19 protein-coding genes are annotated in these 18,496 nt (G+C 45.1%); 7 read left to right on the forward strand and 12 right to left on the reverse strand.

What is annotated here, in order from left to right:
• Positions 1–36 precede the first annotated feature (36 nt).
• Together bamC and dapA are read right to left on the reverse strand one after the other, a co-directional pair.
• Positions 37–1,059 carry an outer membrane protein assembly factor BamC gene (bamC, locus tag Vt282_RS09825; protein ID WP_162045861.1) on the reverse strand — a complete coding sequence of 341 codons (1,023 nt, stop codon included), beginning with the start codon at positions 1,057–1,059 and terminating at the stop codon, positions 37–39.
• 57 nt (positions 1,060–1,116) lie between these two features.
• Positions 1,117–1,995 carry a 4-hydroxy-tetrahydrodipicolinate synthase gene (gene dapA, locus Vt282_RS09830; protein ID WP_162045860.1) on the reverse strand — a complete coding sequence of 293 codons (879 nt, stop codon included), beginning with the start codon at positions 1,993–1,995 and terminating at the stop codon, positions 1,117–1,119.
• Positions 1,996–2,261: 266 nt separating this feature from the next.
• Here dapA and Vt282_RS09835 point away from each other — a divergent pair, with 266 nt between their 5' ends.
• Positions 2,262–2,804, forward strand: a complete 543-nt coding sequence (locus tag Vt282_RS09835; protein WP_162063278.1) for a glycine cleavage system transcriptional repressor — start codon at positions 2,262–2,264, stop codon at positions 2,802–2,804.
• 13 nt (positions 2,805–2,817) lie between these two features.
• Positions 2,818–3,285 carry a thioredoxin-dependent thiol peroxidase gene (bcp, locus tag Vt282_RS09840; protein WP_162045858.1) on the forward strand — a complete coding sequence of 156 codons (468 nt, stop codon included), beginning with the start codon at positions 2,818–2,820 and terminating at the stop codon, positions 3,283–3,285.
• A 54-nt stretch (positions 3,286–3,339) separates the two neighbouring features.
• Here bcp and Vt282_RS09845 read toward each other — a convergent pair whose 3' ends face one another.
• The 3 genes from Vt282_RS09845 to Vt282_RS09855 form a co-directional block, all read right to left on the reverse strand.
• Entirely contained in the window at positions 3,340–5,211 is a 1,872-nt protein-coding gene (locus tag Vt282_RS09845; protein WP_162063279.1) for a methyl-accepting chemotaxis protein, read from the reverse strand.
• 178 nt (positions 5,212–5,389) lie between these two features.
• The gene (locus tag Vt282_RS09850; RefSeq protein ID WP_162063280.1) at positions 5,390–6,466 is read right to left on the reverse strand and encodes an AI-2E family transporter; all 1,077 of its coding nucleotides are present in this window, start codon (positions 6,464–6,466) and stop codon (positions 5,390–5,392) included.
• Entirely contained in the window at positions 6,459–6,689 is a 231-nt protein-coding gene (locus tag Vt282_RS09855; protein WP_162063281.1) for a sulfurtransferase TusA family protein, read from the reverse strand. Before Vt282_RS09855 ends, Vt282_RS09850 begins: the two co-directional genes overlap by 8 nt.
• A 257-nt stretch (positions 6,690–6,946) precedes the next feature.
• On the opposite strand from Vt282_RS09855, the gene bepA reads away from it, so the two are divergent.
• The 4 genes from bepA to Vt282_RS09875 are packed head-to-tail and all read left to right on the forward strand — an operon-like array spanning position 6,947 to position 9,793.
• Positions 6,947–8,407, forward strand: coding sequence for a beta-barrel assembly-enhancing protease (gene bepA / locus Vt282_RS09860; protein ID WP_415663447.1), 1,461 nt, complete (start codon positions 6,947–6,949; stop codon positions 8,405–8,407).
• A 17-nt stretch (positions 8,408–8,424) separates the two neighbouring features.
• Entirely contained in the window at positions 8,425–8,769 is a 345-nt protein-coding gene (gene arsC, locus Vt282_RS09865; RefSeq protein WP_162063283.1) for an arsenate reductase (glutaredoxin), read from the forward strand.
• A complete protein-coding gene (gene wrbA / locus Vt282_RS09870) occupies positions 8,766–9,341 on the forward strand; it encodes an NAD(P)H:quinone oxidoreductase (RefSeq protein WP_162063284.1) in 576 nt (191 codons plus the stop codon). The genes arsC and wrbA overlap by 4 nt, the downstream gene beginning before the upstream one ends.
• A 2-nt stretch (positions 9,342–9,343) precedes the next feature.
• On the forward strand, positions 9,344–9,793 hold the full coding sequence (locus Vt282_RS09875) for a DUF2069 domain-containing protein (RefSeq protein WP_162063285.1): 450 nt from the start codon (positions 9,344–9,346) through the stop codon (positions 9,791–9,793).
• A gap of 56 nt (positions 9,794–9,849) precedes the next feature.
• Here Vt282_RS09875 and Vt282_RS09880 read toward each other — a convergent pair whose 3' ends face one another.
• The gene (locus Vt282_RS09880) at positions 9,850–11,112 is read right to left on the reverse strand and encodes a DUF2066 domain-containing protein (RefSeq protein WP_162063286.1); all 1,263 of its coding nucleotides are present in this window, start codon (positions 11,110–11,112) and stop codon (positions 9,850–9,852) included.
• 344 nt (positions 11,113–11,456) lie between these two features.
• On the opposite strand from Vt282_RS09880, the gene Vt282_RS09885 reads away from it, so the two are divergent.
• The gene (locus Vt282_RS09885) at positions 11,457–12,701 is read left to right on the forward strand and encodes a uracil-xanthine permease family protein (protein ID WP_162045849.1); all 1,245 of its coding nucleotides are present in this window, start codon (positions 11,457–11,459) and stop codon (positions 12,699–12,701) included.
• Positions 12,702–12,891: 190 nt separating this feature from the next.
• Here the strand turns inward: Vt282_RS09885 and ybaK are convergent, their stop codons facing one another.
• The 6 genes from ybaK to prmC all read right to left on the reverse strand — a co-directional run bounded on the left by ybaK (position 12,892) and on the right by prmC (position 18,492).
• Complete coding sequence (gene ybaK, locus Vt282_RS09890) at positions 12,892–13,365, reverse strand: Cys-tRNA(Pro) deacylase (protein ID WP_162045848.1); 474 nt, start codon at positions 13,363–13,365, stop codon at positions 12,892–12,894.
• A 147-nt stretch (positions 13,366–13,512) separates the two neighbouring features.
• Complete coding sequence (gene ushA / locus Vt282_RS09895) at positions 13,513–15,174, reverse strand: bifunctional UDP-sugar hydrolase/5'-nucleotidase UshA (protein ID WP_162063287.1); 1,662 nt, start codon at positions 15,172–15,174, stop codon at positions 13,513–13,515.
• Between the two features lie 355 nt (positions 15,175–15,529).
• A complete protein-coding gene (gene kdsA / locus Vt282_RS09900; protein ID WP_162045846.1) occupies positions 15,530–16,381 on the reverse strand; it encodes a 3-deoxy-8-phosphooctulonate synthase in 852 nt (283 codons plus the stop codon).
• A gap of 45 nt (positions 16,382–16,426) precedes the next feature.
• Complete coding sequence (locus tag Vt282_RS09905) at positions 16,427–17,236, reverse strand: SirB1 family protein (RefSeq protein WP_162063288.1); 810 nt, start codon at positions 17,234–17,236, stop codon at positions 16,427–16,429.
• A gap of 14 nt (positions 17,237–17,250) precedes the next feature.
• Positions 17,251–17,622: a SirB2 family protein gene (locus tag Vt282_RS09910; RefSeq protein WP_162063289.1), complete on the reverse strand. Its 372-nt coding sequence runs from the start codon at positions 17,620–17,622 to the stop codon at positions 17,251–17,253.
• A gap of 15 nt (positions 17,623–17,637) precedes the next feature.
• Positions 17,638–18,492 (reverse strand): peptide chain release factor N(5)-glutamine methyltransferase, encoded by an 855-nt coding sequence (prmC, locus tag Vt282_RS09915; protein ID WP_162063290.1) that lies wholly within the window; start codon positions 18,490–18,492, stop codon positions 17,638–17,640.
• Positions 18,493–18,496: the final 4 nt, after the last annotated feature.

Genomic DNA, 18,496 nt, shown 5'->3' on the forward strand with positions numbered 1-18,496 from the left:
CTGACACATGTGTCAGCTTTTTTTTAACCGTCTAACTTATAGATGTTTTTCAAGCATCACTGAAATAACCTTAGCAAGGTCTTTTAGTGTGTCTTCATCAACAGGTTTACCTTTAGAGTCCGTTAAGTTGATTGAGGTACGGTTACCTAAATCACCTAACATAAAGGTATAAGTGCTGTAGTTAAGCTCGATTGGTTTAACACCCACCTCTTCCCAGAAATCATCACCTGGTTTCGAGTATTTAACTTTGATCGTACCTTGAGATTGAATGCGTTCTTCAATGGTGAATCCCATTTCAGGTAGCGCTTTAGGTAGACGTGGCCAAAGTACATCGTAAGGGGTACGTGCGATAATCACAGGTAAACCAGAGCGGTCGGTACCCATTGTAATTGGGATTTGTTTAACACGCTCGTTTGCTTTACGCTCCGCTTCTTGACGCAAATCGAGGTCGTAACGAGAGGTCAATAGGTTCGCCATCACCGCGCTGTAGCGCTCTTTATTGGTAAAGGTAACAGACTTACTGTCATTGCCTTCGCGCCAGTCGATCATCGATAATTTAATCATTTGGCGACCGTTACTCATTCCACGAGTGATTTCATAACGCGCACCTAGCGGTAACGATTCATCTTCAGAGATCCAAGTAACCCAATCGGTTTCAATACGATTGTCATCTTGAGAACGCACATCGATGCCACGTTCACTAAGAAGAGTCTTGGCCATTTGCCACACTTTATCTGCTTCGTCTTTTCTTAGCAGCCAAATCGTAACGTTACCATCGCCTCTTTCGATGCGCGCGCCAGGAACAAGTTCAAGTACCTGTCTTGGTGGACGAATATCAACAGCCGTACCCACACCACCGGCGAATTCACCTTGTGGAATATTGTAATTTGGGTAGAACTGAGGCTTAGAGCCTTCAAGTGACTGCCATTCAACCGGCGGAGGTGTATTCAAATAGTCGAAATCATTATCCGCTTGACGACGTCTTTCAGCACCGCCGGAGCATGCACTTAATACAAAAACAGCTAGTGCACTAACGACTAGCTGGGGTGACAACTTCATTGAAACTCCTGATAAATAAATGCTGAAGCGTAACGCTCCAGCAATCCTTAAACTTACTTAGTAGATGCCTGCATCTTTCATCGCACTTAGGACAATCGGCTCTGCTGCAGTAGAAAGCTCTGTCATCGGCAAGCGCAATCCACCAAACTCAATTAGACCCATTTTATGTGCAGCCCATTTTACTGGAATTGGGCTTGATTCAACGAATAGGTTTTTATGCAAAGACATCAAGCGTTGGTTGATCACTTCTGCTTCTTCGTAACGACCTTCTTTGGCAAGACGGAACATCGTTGCCATATCTTCTGCAGCTAGGTTATTTGTTACCGAAATAACACCGTGACCACCTAAACGAACAAAATCTAGACCTGTCGCATCATCACCACTTAGTAAGATAAAATCTTCGCCACAAAGTTCACGATGTTTTGCAACTCGAGTTAAATCACCGGTCGCATCTTTAAGCGCAACAATGTTCTCGATTTCAGCTAAACGACCGACTGTTTCAGGTTGAAGGTCTACACCAGTACGACCTGGTACATTATACAAAATCTGTGGAATATCGGTTTCCGCGGCAATCGCTTTGTAGTGCTGGTACATGCCTTCTTGAGTTGGCTTGTTGTAATAAGGCGTCACACTCAAACAACCCACGATACCTGAGTTATTGAGTAAGCGGCTGAATGTAATACATTCATGCGTTGCATTCGCGCCTGCACCTGCAATCACTGGAATGCGACCTTCAGCAAATTCAACCGTCTTATGGACCACTTTAACATGCTCTTCAATCGTTAGAGTTGCAGACTCACCTGTTGTTCCTACAGCAACAATACCATCGCTACCTGCAGCCACGTGAAAATCAACCAGCTTCTTCAGGCTAACGTAATCCACTTCGCCGTCTGAGGTAAATGGGGTAATAAGTGCAACGATACTTCCTGAAAACATGTCATTCTCCGATAATTTGATACTTTCTGCATGGTACTGTAAGGCGAGGAATAAAGACAAGCTCTTAAGCGAGCATAAATCCCCGTTTTGTTTGAATATCTGAGCCTAATTCCTTTCGAGCAACAGAATTAAGATCTATGTCATGTTGTCCCTAGCTTTCCCGAGCAATAATTTCTGGGAGTAAATCAGGAATTAATGCATCTTGAAGTCAATTGGGTATGTGCTAGAGTAGCCTTCAATAATCAAAACAAAAGTGAAGTGATAGTATGATTCAACATCTGGTAGTTAATGCCGTTGGCAGTGATCGTCCTGGTGTGTGCAACCAAATAGTACGACTTGTAACACAAGCTGGTTGCAATATTGTCGATAGCCGCATCGCTCTATTCGGTAATGAGTTTACCCTTATCATGCTATTGTCCGGTGGCAATGCCTCTATTACGCGAGTCGAAACGACTCTGCCTTTACTCGGTCAAGAGCTCAACTTGATCACCATGATGAAGCGCACCGCGAAACATGCCCATCACGACAACACCTTTACCATTGAAGCGTTTGTTGAATCCGACGACAAACCGGGGCTAACCGAGAAATTCACGCAATTTTTCGCTGACAAAGATATCGGTATTTCTTCACTGAGCGCACAAACGATAGACAAAGCCAAACTCGGCACTGAGCACGACCAATTTCAAATCGGTTTGTCTGCTCTCGTCGATTCAGAGTTCAACCTGATGCAATTACAAGAAGAATTCGCAGATCTTTGCCGTCAGTTGAACGTGGTTGGTTCTCTCAACTTTATAAAAAGCAGCCAATAAAAAAGGAATCCTCATGAACACGCTGACCGCGGGCTCTCCAGCTCCAAATTTCGCCTTACCCGATCAAGATGGCAATATTGTTAAGTTAGAAGATTTTGCTGGTAAAAAAGTACTGTTCTATTTCTACCCTAAAGCCATGACTCCCGGTTGTACCGTTCAGGCACAAGGTCTTCGTGACACAAAAACAGAACTCGATGCACACAATGTCGTCACTTTAGGCGTCAGTATTGATCCTGTGAAACGTCTGGGTAAATTTATCGAACGTGACAACCTTAACTTCACCCTACTTTCTGATGAAGATCATGCTGTTGCAGAACAGTTTGGAGTGTGGGGCGAGAAAAAGTTCATGGGTAAAGTGTACGATGGTCTTCACCGTATCAGCTTCTTAATTGATGAGAATGGTAACATTGAACATGTGTTCAATAAGTTCAAAACCAAAGATCATCATCAAGTGGTACTTGATTACCTAAATAGCAAATAACACCCTGAATAAGATAAAAAACGCCAGCAAATTCGCTGGCGTTTTTTGGTTTAACTACACAATAAACCGGTTCAGTATTTCATCTTGCTGACGCACACTTTCGGTTTGATGCGACATCGCTTCACTACTTTGTTGAGCCGCATCAGAAACCACCGTCGAAAGATCTTTAATACGCAACGTATTGTTATTGATCTCTTCAGCGACCAAGCTTTGCTCTTCAGCTGCAGAGGCTATCTGCATATTCATATCAGTAATACTTTGAATAATTGTACGAATCGCTTGCAGTGAATCATTCGCTTGTAGAGCCTTCTCTACTGCCATATCTGCGGTTAACTTGCTTTCATTCATCGCTGAAGAAACCGCAGCAGCCCCGGATTGTAGCTGTTCAATCATGCCACGAATTTCTGTCGTTGACTGTTGCGTGCGCTGCGCCAGTGTACGAACTTCATCTGCGACCACGGCAAAACCGCGACCTGAATCACCAGCTCGCGCCGCTTCAATTGCAGCATTGAGTGCCAACAAGTTGGTTTGGTCTGCAATATCATTAATCACTTTCAATATGGTTTCGATATTATTGGTTGCCGATTCTAGTCCTGCGACCTCCTCAACCGCTTGATCCACACGCATTGATAATTGATTAATCGCTTGAGTCGTATCATCGACCACTTGTGAACCTTGATTGGTTACGTCCTCTGCATCTCTGACTGCCGATGCGGCACCTTGAGCATTGTTTGCTACATCCGATGCCGTGACCGACATTTCATGCATTGCAGTTGCCAATTGCTCCAGCTCTTGAAGCTGGCTCGCCATTGCTTGTGATGCTTGATACGCATTAACCTGAGATTGCTCAGTGCCCACTAAAATACTCGCGCCAATATCTTTTGATTGAATAATTTGTAGCTGTAAGTTCTCAGTAAACGTATTAAAACCTTTGGCTAACTGAGAAAACTCCGCGTCGGTATTGGTATCAAGACGTTTAGTCAAATCGCCTTGGCCAGAGGCCACATCTTGAATTGCCTCATTCAGCGCATTCAGTGGACGCATTAAGAACTTGATGAGTAATGACAAGCCTAAAACACTTAGTGCCAATGCGATCAATGCATACACAATCGTACTATTGCGCATCTCATCAACCGTTTTTAACACCACTGATTCATCGACTACCGAGCCAACATACCAGCCTTCGGAAGCCACTTTAGTGAAACGAACTAGGTAAGTTTGACCATCTTTTTCAAACCGCTGTTCCCCCTCTCGCACTATCGCTTGAGGTAAGTAACTACTAATCGACTTGCCATTATATTGAGCATTAGGGTGTGCAATGGTGGTGCCATCTGGAGCTACGATAAATAAGTAACCTGCGTTAAACAAGTTAGTTTGGTTGACGATTTCAGCCAGCGCTGACAGCTCCATATCGTAAAATACCACGCCAAGAAACTGCCCTTTGCTGCGCATTGGCATCGCGATAGAAATCACCACATGATTGGTTGCAGAGTCCACATAAGGCTCAGTCACAATCAAATCACCTTTCGACTTTGCTTCCTGATACCATGGACGGGTACGAGCCTCGTAGCTTGAATCGACTTCCCATCCATCGTCATTCTCCACCACACTACCATCGGTTTCGTAGCCCGCACCAACCACAATGTATTGGTTTTTCACTGTCGACGTTTCAAGTACCGAAGAAACATAGTCGCGATCCATCGGATTAAGCTCGATCATCTGCGTCGTCGCTTGCGCAAGTTTACGACTACCTTCCATCTCAGCACTTACCGTTCGGCTTAGCTCGTGCTCAATATCATTTAAGCTAGTGCTCACTAATTGTTCTACTTCTGCTTTAACTAGCATCGATTGCTGCACCGACAATAGCACTACAGTAACGAAGAGCAGTGCCGATGAAGCGGCAACAATTTTCTGGCTGAACTTCATTCTTACCTCACAATAAAACAGCAACTGTCGCTTTATCGGCTAACCCCCGCTTTTATTTACCTTTTGCTACATTATTATTTTCACTCAGTGAGAATTAGCGATGAATTTGTTATTTTGATCACAAAAAAAGCCAACCTCGTGAGGCTGGCTTTCCAATGTATCGTGGCAAAAGAGCAAATCAGTCTGCGGCGGGAGCGGATTCGCCCTCATCTAATCCCGGCAATGCATTCCACACGGCTTTAACTAAGGTCGCAAGTGGGATAGCGAAAAATACTCCCCAAAAGCCCCACAAACCGCCAAACACCAATACCGCCACAATGATGGCCACCGGGTGAAGGTTAACCGCCTCAGAGAACAGGATTGGCACTAACACGTTACCGTCTAAAGCTTGAATAATGCCGTAGGCAATCAATAGGTAGTAGAACTCCGATGATAATCCCCACTGGAACAAACCGACCATTGCCACGGGTACTGTCACCGCTGCGGCACCGATATAAGGGATCAGTACAGAGAAACCAACCAGTACGGCAAGCAGTGCTGAATAGCGTAAATCGAGAATTGCGAACGTCACGTAACTCACGCCGCCCACAATCAGAATCTCCATGACTTTACCGCGAATGTAGTTTGAGATTTGTTCGTTCATCTCATCCCAAACTTTGGTTGCCAATTTACGATTGCGCGGCAACATACCACTCGCCATGGCAATCATTTCTTGCTTATCTTTCAACAAGAAGAACACCAACAACGGAACTAAAATTAGATACACCGCCAATGTCGCCAAACTCACTAACGAAGCGAGTGAACCTTTAACCACACTTTCGCCAACGCTGATCATTTGGTTTTTCGCATTCGTTACCAAAGATTCAACAATCTCAAAACTGGCAAGTTCTGGGTATTTCTTCGGTAGTTCCACCAGCGTGTGCTGCAAGCCGTTATACATGTTTGGGATGTCATTAACCAAGTTGCCAACCTGAGTCCAAATAGTCGGAACTAAACCAAACAAGGCGATCAACGCCAAACTAAAGAAAGTGAGTAAAGCCACGACGACAGATAGTGTGCGTGGAATGCCTAATTGGGTGAGCTTAGACACTGGCCACTCAAGTAAGTAGGCCAAAACGATGGCAACCAGAAGTGGTGCGATCAAATTGCCGAAAAAGTAAATGGTCACGAAGCCCACCAGCAGAATCGCGACTAAGCTCACTGCATGTGGGTCTGAAAAACGTCGCTTATACCAACGACTCACCATATCAAACATCTAAGACGTTCCCTTTAGTCACGTTCAACGAGTAGTGCTTACCAACATCAATACAATCTACTTGACACCCATGTTGGCGAAGAAAGCGCATGATATCTAACTTAGAGCTAATATCTACTACTAATATGGTTAATGTTGCGTTTTCCTCTAAAGCCTTAACATGACGCTTAGCCAGCAATAAGGCCATCGGGCAACGTTGCTGCCGCAGATCTAGCTGTTCCATTTTGTTGATTCGCCAAGTCGTCCATATTGATCCCATTGTATACTTAACTGATGCTGAGATGCGAATTTCTAACCTCAACACTTACCTGACTTTTAAATAAAAGTGAGGCGCTAGAACAACTTTATTTAGTTGCGTTGAAACGCTTGCATCAATAAAGTGTCTATACCTATGTCATTTCTGTCGCTCCCCATATATGCGAGCGGCAACGATTTGAGATTACTTGGCATATTTCATGGAATTAGGAAGTTACCCTGTCAATTATGTTTAAACAGACGCGTTCACTCATCGCCCTTTGTATTGCTGCCACACTCAGTGTTCCACCAACACCGGTCATGGCTAACCCCATTGAATTACCGGATATTGGCACTGCGGCAAGTAGCACTTTGACCATCGATCAAGAGCTACAGTATGGTGACGCTTACATGCGCATGCTCAGAAATCGCGCGCCCATCGTTAACGATCCTGTTTTAGTGGAATATGTCGACACTCTCGGCCATCGTCTGGTCGCCAATGCCGATGACGTGAAAACGCCCTTTACCTTTTTTATGATTCGCGATCGCAATATTAACGCCTTTGCCTTTTTTGGTGGCTACGTCGCGATTCACACTGGCCTATTTCTCCATGCAAAAACTGAAAGTGAGCTCGCGTCTGTATTGGCGCACGAAATCGCTCACGTTACGCAACGTCACTTAGCTCGAAGCATGGAAGAACAGGCCAAGCGTTCTCCAGCCACGTTAGCTGCGCTCGCAGGTTCTCTTCTGCTCGCCATTGCTGCTCCAGAAGCGGGGCTTGCCGCTATTACCGCTACTACCGCAGGTAACATGCAAGGGCAAATAAACTATACTCGAAGCAATGAGAAAGAGGCTGACCGCTTCGGCATTGCCACGCTATCTAAAGCGGGCTTCGATGTGACGGCTATGCCGCGCTTTTTTGGCCGATTAGCGGATGAATATCGCTATGTGACCACACCACCACCGATGCTACTTACGCACCCGTTACCACAAGACCGAATTACCGACAGCCGAGTTCGAGCTCAAAGCTACCCTCACTTACGAGTCGACGAATCACTGGATTATCACTTAGCGCGCTCGCGAATCGTTGCGCGTTATGCAGGAATCAAAGCCGATGCGGCTTTAGATTGGTTCAACCGTCGCGAATCTAAGGTCTCTAACACAATTAAACCTGCAATGTCTTATGGTAAAGCACTGGTTTATTTAGATAACAATCAACTCAGCGAAGCGAAAACGCTGCTTGAGCCACTATTACAACAAGATAAACAAAACCGCTTCTATTTAGACGCGATGACCGATCTCTACATCGCTTTAAAACAGCCAGAAAAAGCGGTGACGCTGCTTGAGCAAGCCCTGAAATCTGAGCCCCACAACCCAGTGCTGACGATTAATTACGCTAACAGCCTGCTCAATGAGGACAAACTGTCTCAAGCGATTCGTGTTTTACAACGCTACACTCACGACAATCCGAATGATGTCAATGGCTGGTCACTGCTCTCAGAAGCCAATGCCAAAGTGGGGAATGGCGAAGAAGAGTTAGCCGCTCGAGCAGAAATTATGGCACTACGAGCCAACTGGAATAAAGCCATTCAATATTACACTCAAGCAAGCCAAATGGTTGAGCTGGGTAGCCTAGAACAAGCCCGATACGATGCACGTATCGACCAATTGATGGTCATGCGTGATCGCTTTATGGCACTACAATAACAATTAGGAGAATTTCTATGTCAGTCGTGATTTATCACAATCCACGTTGCTCAAAAAGTCGTGAGACTCTTGCCTTAGTCGAAGCACAAGGCATTGAACTACAAGTAGTCAAATACCTTGAGACACCATTGTCAGTCACTGAACTTAAACAGCTATTTAGTCAACTTGAGCTCGCTGATGTACGTGCGATGATGCGCACGAAAGAAGCCATCTACAAAGAATTGGAATTAGCACAAGCCTCTGACGACGCATTGTTTGAAGCAATGGCTGCGACCCCTATTCTTATTGAGCGCCCAATCGTAGTTGCCAATGGCAAAGCTAAACATGGTCGCCCACCAGAGCAAGTTCTAGAAATATTATGATCTGTAAGCTAATTGTTCTTTATTACAGCCGCCATGGCTCAACCAGAGCACTAGCCCGCCAAATCGCACGAGGGATAGAGTCTATCCCTCATTGTGAGGCGATACTGCGCACAGTCGACGATTTTCAATCTAACGATAACGCGCCCACCGATCCGATTATCACACTCGAAGAGCTCAAACAATGTGATGGTTTAGCGATGGGGAGTCCAGTATGGTTTGGCAATATGGCGGCGCCACTGAAACACTTTTGGGATCAAACGTCAGGGCTTTGGCTCAGTGGTGATCTTATCGATAAACCCGCTTGCGTATTTACCTCATCATCAAGTTTGCATGGAGGACAAGAAACCACATTACAAAGTATGAAACTGCCACTGTTTCATCATGGCATGTTGGTTATGGGTATCCCCTACTCTCATCCTGAATTGCATACGACTCAAAGTGGCGGCACGCCATATGGCGCTACACATGTCGCTCATACAGGCAATGTCACGCTATCCAGCGAGGAAAGTGAGTTAGCTCGGCAGTTAGGAAAACGCCTCGCTACAACCGCGAGAAAATTAATCAAGGAGTGATTATGCCAACTGAAGATTCAGACAAGCTGCTAAAAGGAATGTCACCGACCACTAAATCATTTCGCCTTTTGGCGCTATGTGGCAATTTAGCGCTTTTGGCTTGGGTTGCGATTTGGCAATTGTCGCTTTCCCCTCACCCACATATCAATAGTACAACTTTAGCCATTGCTTGGTGTATTCCATTGCTACTGCCACTACCCGGGATTTTAGCGGGTAAGCCCTACACTCATGCTTGGGCTAATTTCATTTTAATGCTCTATTTCCTGCATGCTCTGACCATTCTCTACATCGATGGTGGTGAGCGTTTACTCGCACTTATAGAATTGCTACTCACCAGTGCAGCCTTTATCGGCAATATTCTCTACGCTCGTGCAAGAGGCAAAGAGCTTGGCCTCAAACTTAGACGCTTATCAGAAGTCGAGAAGAAAGAGAAAGCAAGGTTTGAAAAATAGCCCGTAAAGCAAAAAAAGGTCTAGCACCGCTAGACCTTTCTTGTTCACTGTTTTGATTAAGCATCAATATCAGCAGCAGGTACTTCAACTTCTGCCGGCTGCGTCTGTGATGGGTCAGCAGATTCTTGAGCTGGCGCCACGTATTTATCGCTATGCCACTCAAACATCAAAGTTGGCTTAACTTCCACTGGCTTAGAAGCCACCTGTTCGATAATTTGTGGTAATGCTTGCTCTGCCGAGTTTTCAGCGGCCGGTTGATTTGCTGGTTGTCCCGCCAAATCGACGATCGGAGCTGGCACTGGTATTGCCGGAACCTCTGGTTTTGCGACTTCAACCGCAATAGGTGTTACTTCTTTCATTCTGGCCACTTGTTGCTCAAACTGCTCTGGTGTTGCTAACAAGTGCACCAAAAAGGTCACTTCATTACCCTGAATTTTTTGGATTTCTAAAGACGCGACCGAGTTTAGTTGCTGAAGCTTGCGTTCTAGAATGAAGAAATCAACCGCATTTTCTAAAGAGGTAAAGCGCGCGGTTAACGACTCCGAAGACTCACTCGACACATAAACGCTGCTTTGTTTAGCGAAGTAGTCGCTAACGTGGTTAATCATTTTTTCGACGGCATCGTCACCATTGTTGTTACCAGACAATGGCGCTTGGCGAGTCACACCAATCGTTTTTGGCGCTTGGTCATACAAAGCCCAACGTAGGTTGTTATTACTCGCGCGGACTAATAAAACCGCATCAACCGGATAACGTTGACTCACTTGACCGACAGGTAGAGCAAATCCACCCCATAGCTCAGAAACATTGGCTCCTGTAACGTCTTCAAAGTCGCCAACAGGAATAGTGATAGGTAAGCCTCGTAATTGAGCTTGTTGCTTTAAACGCTCTAGTGACTTTGAGTCGCTATGTTCCCAAGCAATTGCGCGCTCTGCTGGCGTTTCTTCAACAAACCATACTAATACGTTGGAGCGTTGCGCTGGCCATGTAGGAAGTTGAGCTTGAGTTAACAATGCATCGATTTGCGGGCCATTGAACTTAACTTTCAACGTTGGCTGTTGATCTTTCTGACCATAGCTTAATTGAGCAATATATTGAGAACTTTGTTTCAACGCTTTTTGAACGATCGGATTCGTCAACGCATCCTCTGTACCAGAGGCGCGTACAATCACCTCTTCCATACCGCTCATGCGAGCCTGAACTTCTGGCTCTTTTGCATTTTGATCCAACACGATTTCGGTTTGATACAAATCCACATTTGTCAAAGCTAAAGCAGGGAAACCAATCAGTCCCAATGCGAGTAACAATAAAGAGCGCATATATTTCCTAGAGTCAGTTACAGCGAGTATAGGCAACGATGATAAGCAACTTCTCAATAGTGAGCAACACAGCTCGCGTGAATTCGTGAAAAAAGCAAGATCATAGTTTTTATGTTCTATCCAGTTTGATTCACTACAAATATGAGGTCTGATACTAATTCTATAAACCTAAGTTTTAGATCTCACACACAATTCTATCAACAATTGATCTAGTTCAGATTGTAAACATTTGTTGGAGTGATAGAATCCCGCGAATTTTTTGTCTGAGCCATTAATTTGCCGATTTTGTCATCTCGAAAAATTCGGTGAAATTTGGATTAATGCCACTATAAAGGAATAAAACAATGAAAAATGCCATTCAAGGCGCTCAAATGCTGTTCGTCGCATTTGGTGCTCTGGTACTGGTTCCTCTTCTCACGGGACTGGATCCAAACGTTGCACTATTTGGTGCAGGTATCGGTACTCTCGTTTTCCAAGTTATTACTCGTCGTTCTGTTCCTATCTTCCTTGCTTCCTCTTTTGCCTTTATCGCTCCTATTCTTGTTGGTGTTCAAGCTTGGGGTATTCCTGCCACTATGGGTGGTTTGATGGTCGCTGGCATGGTTTACGTGGCACTGGGTGGTTTAATTAAACTGCGTGGTGTGGGCATCGTACATAAAATCCTACCTCCTGTTGTCGTTGGCCCTGTAATCATGGTGATCGGTCTAGGTCTAGCGCAAAACGCGGTTAGTATGGCGGTTGGTATGGCTGGTGGCGAACAAGTTATTGAGAGAAGCACAGCGCTAATAATCTCTTTTGCATCGCTACTGACCACCGTATTTATTAGCGTATTTACTCGTGGCTTCTTAAAACTAATGCCAATCCTTGGCGGTATTGTTGTCGGCTACGTACTCAGCCTGTTCTACGGTATCGTCGACTTCACACCAGTACAGCAAGCGGCATGGTTTGCCCTACCTGCGTTCGTCATGCCAGAATTTAACATCAATGCAATTCTATTTATGATTCCAGTGGCGATTGCACCTGCGGTTGAGCACGTGGGCGATATGCTGGCAATCTCGAACGTAACGGGTAAAGATTACCTGAAAAAACCAGGCCTACACCGCACAATCACTGGTGACGGGGTGGCGACAATTGTCGCATCAATGGTCGGTGCTCCGCCAAACACGACTTACTCAGAAGTGACCGGGGCGGTAATGCTAACGAAGCAATTCAACCCTGTGATCATGACATGGACTGCAATTACAGCGATTACACTGTCTTTGGTTGGTAAACTAGGCGCATTGCTACAAACGATTCCACTGCCAGTAATGGGTGGCATCATGATCCTACTGTTTGGTTCTATCGCAACGGTTGGTCTAAATACGCTAATCAAAAACCACGTTGACCTACACAAGTCTCGCAACCTAGTGATCGTTGCTATCACGCTAGTATTTGGTATCGGTGGCATGGCGTTTGGCATTGGTGACTTTAGCCTTCAAGGCATCAGTCTATGTGGTATCGTGGCTATCGTTCTAAACCTAATCCTTCCACAAGATCTTGGCGAAAATCACGTCGTTGATAACGCACAAATGGAAGAAGACGTAAAATAAGTCAGAGACTTAACGTTTAAGATATGAATACAAGATCGCTTCGCAACGGAATATGAAATGTTGCAAAGCAAGCGACATTGCTAACTTCCTAAGTAAAAAGGGTGACGATAATCGTCACCCTTTTTTCATTTCATCAGTAAGACGCAAGCGATCTTCGATGCTCTGTGCTCACGATTCTCAGATCTCGCTCTTACAGGCACAAATCCACAAATTGACCACGCGTTAATGCCGCCAAATCTTGTGGTGCAAGCTCAATCTCTAAACCACGGCGTCCGGCGCTAACCATCATAGTGCTCAGCTCTAACGCGCTGGAATGGATAAAGGTTGGCAACGCTTTCTTTTGCCCTAGAGGGCTAATACCACCCACTACATAACCCGTCGTTTTTTGTGCAATGTCAGGATTCGCCATTTCCGCCTTTTTGGCTTTAGCCGCTTTTGCCGCCAGTTTCAAATTGAGTTTGTGCTCAACAGGCAGCACCGCTACCGCAAGATTTTTGGCCTCACCGTTTAGGCAAAATAGCAAAGTCTTAAACACTTGCTTTGGATCTTGGCCAAGCGCTTCCGCAGCTTCTAAACCATAACTCTCTGCGCGTGGATCATGTTCATATTGATGGATGGTGTGAGCGACTTTCTTCTTTTTCGCCGCGTTAATTGCAGGTGTCATAATACTTCCTATCACCAATCAGGATAAACCACTGCTCGATGTCTCTCACGAGCAATAACTTATAGTGATGAGTGTCGTTAAATACAAAAGCGGCACCAATTGGTGCCGCTCTAGTTAATGCGATCTATGACATTGAGTCAATAGCGATTACTTGTAAACAATTTCGCCTTTTGGTGCGAATTTGTTCACATCAACTGGGCTGTTCGCTTCTAGGTAGTCTTTCAATACTTCAGCATCCACAAAACCTGTGTTTACGTAACCAGGGTGAGTCGATACTTTAGGGTAACCGTCACCACCAGCAGCGTTAAAACTTGGCACTGTAAAGCGGTATGTCTTATCCATATCTAGTGCTTTGCCGTCGATTTTCACGTCAGACACTTTGCCGTTTGCTACCGTCATTGAGATACCAGCAAATTGTGCGTAAGCGCCTGAATCAACTGGCTTAGTCGCTACTACATTTAGGTAGTCTAGAACTTCTTTACCTGACATATCCACGTAAGTCACGATGTTGCCAAATGGTTGTACCGTCAGAACTTCTTTGTAAGTAACGTCGCCCGCGTCGATAGAATCACGCACACCACCAGAGTTCATTACCGCAAAGTCTGCTTTTGCACGAGTCATATGAGAAGTTGCGATTAGACGACCTAGGTTGGTTTGTTCAAAACGAACGATGTTACGGTCACCTTCAAGTTTGCCGTTAGTTTCCGCAATCTTAACGTTTAGCTGATCTTGGCCTTTTTCTTGGAATGGACGTAGGAATTCCACCATTTCTTGGTCTTTCGCGATTTCATCTTCAATAAATACGCGCTTGCTCTCGCCGTCCACTTTGATTTTTTTCTTCAAGTTTACAGGGATCAGATCGTAGCTCACCATGTTTAGCTCACCATTGCGGAATTCAAAGTCCGCACGACCTACGTATTTACCCCATTCGTATGCTTGAACGATATGTGTTCCATTTTGAATGTCTGGTTTACATTCATCAGATGGCTGGAAGTTTTTCTTGATAACGTTTGGCGCTTCCATACACACAGGCTCTTGTGAGTGGCCACCAACGATCATATCTAGATCACCTTCATTTAGGTAACGAGCTAGCGCCACATCGCCCGGAGCATTGACACCGCGGTTTCCATTTTCGTAGTGACCCATGTGCGTCACTGCAAAGATAAGGTCTGGTTTTTCAGTTTGGTGTAGCTCAGCAATCAGCTTTTTCGCTTCTTCTTTTGGATCACGGAAGTCGATGCCACCGATGAACTCTGGGTTACCAATTTTTTGCGTGTCTTCGGTAGTTAGGCCGATAACCGCAATCTTTAGACCCTGCTTTTCAAACATTTGGTATGGCTGGAACATACGTTTGCCAGTTTTCTTATCGTAGATGTTTGCTGAAAGCATTGGGAAGTTGGCCCACTCTTTCTGTTTCATCAATACGTCTAGTGGGTTATCAAACTCATGGTTACCCAGCGCCATTGCATCGTAACCAATTTTGCTCATACCTTTAAAATCAGGTTCTGCATCTTGTAGATCTGACTCTGGTACACCCGTGTTAATGTCGCCACCAGATAGAAGCAATACGCTACCGCCATCAGCTTTAATCTCAGTGCGTAGCTGATCAATCAAAGTCTTGCGAGCAGCCATACCATACTCACCGTATTGGTTTTCCCAGAAACGACCATGATGGTCATTGGTGTGAAGTACGGTGAGTTTGTACGTCTTGTCTGCTTCCCAGTTGTTTTCTGTTGTGGTTGCACAACCAGCTAGCGTTGCAAGAATTGCGGCACTCAGTGCCGTTTTTACGATAAGGCGTTGCGTCATAGTCATACCTTTAAACTTATAGAATCCACTGCCAGTTACTCTCCTGTTGATGTTATGTCACGTTAACTCGCTTGCGGTTACGTGTTGTCGGAGAGTAAAACTCGACACAGTCTAAATTAATCCAATTTATTGAACATTTGGTTTTCATGTTAATGCAACATCGATCACTATATTTTTAACCATAAAGTGCAACAAAAGCGAAGACTTACATTTGGTTGAACAAAAGATCACAAGCAAACGTTTAACTACTAACGAAATGATAACTGCAGCGCGGTCTACAGTCGCGATAGTTCGGGAAATTCACGCATAAAAAAAGCTGCCATTCGGCAGCTCTTGAGATTGTGCGTTATCTCGATTAACGAATATCGATGTGCGCAAAGCTCTTGATCAAATCATCAAGGTCTTTCATCTGTTTTAGGAACGGCTCTAGTTTGTCTAGAGGCAATGCTGAAGGACCATCACAACGCGCCTGATCTGGGTTTGGATGCGCTTCAATGAATAGACCTGCAATACCCGTCGCTAAACCTGCTTTTGCTAGTTCAACGGTTTGCTCACGGCGACCACCTGATGCTGCACCTGATGGATCACGCATTTGTAGCGAGTGAGTCACATCAAAGATGATTGGGCTACCGTTTGATGCTTGTTTCATCACACCAAAACCAAGCATATCTACAACTAGGTTATCGTAACCGTGGCAAGAACCACGCTCACATAGAATCACGTTATGGTTACCGCATTCAGCAAATTTCTCAACGATATTGCCTACTTGACCAGGGCTCATAAATTGAGGTTTTTTAACGTTAATTACCGCGCCTGTTTTGGCCATTGCTTCAACAAGGTCAGTTTGACGAGCAAGGAAAGCTGGCAATTGAATCACGTCAACCACGTCAGCCACTGGTTGTGCTTGTGCTTCCGTGTGTACGTCAGTAATGATTTTCACGCCAAAAGTATCTTTTAGCTCTTGGAAAATCTTCATACCCTCTTCTAGACCAGGACCACGGTAAGAATGCACTGAACTGCGGTTTGCTTTGTCAAAAGACGCTTTAAATACGTAAGGGATGCCTAGCTTTTCCGTAACCTTTACGTAGTGCTCACAAATCTGCATTGCTAGATCGCGAGACTCTAGAACGTTCATACCAGCAAATAAGGTAAACGGCTTGTCGTTAGCAACTGGAATATCACCAACATGAACGATTTTCTGTTCCATCTTCTTCTCTCTATAATCAACTCAGTACCAGCATACGGGCGGTACTTAGTGCAACGTAACCTGAGTTTTACTCATGGCTCGTACTTGATTTTTCAATAGGTCAGCAGCCGGATCTTCCGGACACTGGTCAATAAAATACTGATAATCTAACAAAGCCATCTGATGACAGTCTAGCTGCTGATAGATAAAGCCGCGATCTCGAATTTCATACGGATCGTCTGGAGCAAACGTAAGAGCTAAGTCGCTACAGCGCAAAGCCAGTGTATAGCGCTCTTCTCGCAATAATGCACTTTTGATCAGCGCTAACCAACGACCAATTACGGTAGGATGATCCGCCACTTTTAAATGCTTCGGTTTCAACTGTGCGAATGGCCCTTTTTGGCCAACGAGCCACGCTCGAAGAGTGTGCTCCGAAATGTACTCACCATTAAAGGGATTCACATATTGAACCGGATGATCAGGCCAATGCAACACAACCACAAACTGGGTTGGAAAGGTAATGCCTTCAATTGGAAAACCCAATTGTTTGCCAAAATAGAGCAGCAATGCCCCTAAGCTGACAGGTATCCCCTTACGACGCTCGATGACCTTATCTAAAAACGCATTCGCAGAATCAAAGTAGGCATCCTTATCACCCTGGAAGCCCCACTGATGATAAAACAGGCGTAAAAAAGCATCAAAACGCTGTTGAGGATGCGTTTCATAAACCAGCGCCAATTCCGCTTCCTGCAACATTTGTTGCATTTGCGCTGTAGCCCAATCCACTTGAGTTTCAGGATCAATCGCTTGGTTTAGAATCAACGCGCCTTCAGCAAGTTCAATCGCGTCAAAATTTTCATCAAACCACTGTTGCATCACTTCTCATCCAATCAAAATAGTAGCGGAGTTTTCGTAATCGCAATTTTACCGGCCATCATCAGCCAGCCTAATGCACCTAAAAAGGCAAAGATGCGTAACAGGTTATTTTTTGCCAGCTTTAACGCAAAGAAGCCAAGGGCAATGTACGCTAATACGCAAGTTAACTTTGACGGTAGCCAAGGCGCTGCTGACCACGGAATAAACAGCACAATCAGTGCAACACCCGATAATAGCAATGCCGTATCGTTAATATGTGGAAATACCTTAAGAAACTTATTCTCTCTTAGCGGTGAGTTCGCCATTAACAAGACAAAACGTACCGATAGCAAGGTGGCACTTAATGCAATGGTCAGTAAATGAAAATGTTTCAGTCCTTCGTACATCTCTTCGCTCTCTTATTATTTCGTGTAACGGCCTAAAGTTACTCGGTCGTTATGTCCGTAATCTTGGAAAGTTTCGACTTCTTGATAGCCAAAATCGTGGAAAATTGTGCGCACTGCAACGCCTTGGTCGTAACCATGCTCAAACAGCAACCAACCGTCATCCTGCAAAAAACCACGTGCGATATCGGTAATATGACGAATATCCGCCAAACCATTATCGGCCGCAACTAACGCACTCAGCGGTTCAAAACGAACATCGCCTTGCGTCAAATGTGGGTCGTTTTCTTCAATATACGGAGGGTTTGAGACGATAACAGCAAACTGCGTACCAGCTTTGAGCGGTTCAAACCAACTGCCTGCTAGAAAGCTCGCATTTTTGATACCTAAACGCTGAGCATTACGAGTGGCGAGTTGCTGGGCATCTGGCATCAAGTCGATACCGAACACCTTACGTGCTGGCAATTCTGATGCTAATGCCAGTGCGATTGCCCCCGTGCCTGTACCTAAATCTAAAATATCGCCGTCGCTGGTCAACGCTTTATCCAGCGCAAGCTCTACGAGACGTTCAGTATCAGGACGTGGGATGAGTGTGGTTGGCGACACCTCTAAAGGCATCGACCAAAATTCACGCTCACCGACAATATAAGCCACTGGCTCACCCGTTAAACGACGCGCCAGTAGTGATTCAAACGGAACAAGTTCTTGCTCACTTAACTCTTTTTCCGGCCAAGTCAGCAAAAATGATCGCGGTTTGTTCAACGCGTGGCAAAGTAACACTGCAGCATCAAGAGACGGCGAATCACTGCCGCTCTCTTGAAGTTGTAACGTGGCACGCTTAAGTGTGTTTTCCACACTGTTTGACGCAGCCATGAAG

This window comes from Vibrio taketomensis (genome assembly GCF_009938165.1).
Lineage (GTDB): Bacteria > Pseudomonadota > Gammaproteobacteria > Enterobacterales > Vibrionaceae > Vibrio > Vibrio taketomensis.

Coding starts and splice junctions, on each gene's coding strand:
- bamC (WP_162045861.1), bottom strand. CDS start 1,059: ATGAAGTTGTCACCCCAGCTAGTCGTTAGTGCACTAGCTGTTTTTGTA.
- dapA (WP_162045860.1), bottom strand. CDS start 1,995: ATGTTTTCAGGAAGTATCGTTGCACTTATTACCCCATTTACCTCAGAC.
- Vt282_RS09835 (WP_162063278.1), top strand. CDS start 2,262: ATGATTCAACATCTGGTAGTTAATGCCGTTGGCAGTGATCGTCCTGGT.
- bcp (WP_162045858.1), top strand. CDS start 2,818: ATGAACACGCTGACCGCGGGCTCTCCAGCTCCAAATTTCGCCTTACCC.
- Vt282_RS09845 (WP_162063279.1), bottom strand. CDS start 5,211: ATGAAGTTCAGCCAGAAAATTGTTGCCGCTTCATCGGCACTGCTCTTC.
- Vt282_RS09850 (WP_162063280.1), bottom strand. CDS start 6,466: ATGTTTGATATGGTGAGTCGTTGGTATAAGCGACGTTTTTCAGACCCA.
- Vt282_RS09855 (WP_162063281.1), bottom strand. CDS start 6,689: ATGGAACAGCTAGATCTGCGGCAGCAACGTTGCCCGATGGCCTTATTG.
- arsC (WP_162063283.1), top strand. CDS start 8,425: ATGTCAGTCGTGATTTATCACAATCCACGTTGCTCAAAAAGTCGTGAG.
- wrbA (WP_162063284.1), top strand. CDS start 8,766: ATGATCTGTAAGCTAATTGTTCTTTATTACAGCCGCCATGGCTCAACC.
- Vt282_RS09875 (WP_162063285.1), top strand. CDS start 9,344: ATGCCAACTGAAGATTCAGACAAGCTGCTAAAAGGAATGTCACCGACC.
- Vt282_RS09880 (WP_162063286.1), bottom strand. CDS start 11,112: ATGCGCTCTTTATTGTTACTCGCATTGGGACTGATTGGTTTCCCTGCT.
- Vt282_RS09885 (WP_162045849.1), top strand. CDS start 11,457: ATGAAAAATGCCATTCAAGGCGCTCAAATGCTGTTCGTCGCATTTGGT.
- ybaK (WP_162045848.1), bottom strand. CDS start 13,365: ATGACACCTGCAATTAACGCGGCGAAAAAGAAGAAAGTCGCTCACACC.
- ushA (WP_162063287.1), bottom strand. CDS start 15,174: ATGACGCAACGCCTTATCGTAAAAACGGCACTGAGTGCCGCAATTCTT.
- kdsA (WP_162045846.1), bottom strand. CDS start 16,381: ATGGAACAGAAAATCGTTCATGTTGGTGATATTCCAGTTGCTAACGAC.
- Vt282_RS09905 (WP_162063288.1), bottom strand. CDS start 17,236: ATGCAACAGTGGTTTGATGAAAATTTTGACGCGATTGAACTTGCTGAA.
- Vt282_RS09910 (WP_162063289.1), bottom strand. CDS start 17,622: ATGTACGAAGGACTGAAACATTTTCATTTACTGACCATTGCATTAAGT.
- prmC (WP_162063290.1), bottom strand. CDS start 18,492: ATGGCTGCGTCAAACAGTGTGGAAAACACACTTAAGCGTGCCACGTTA.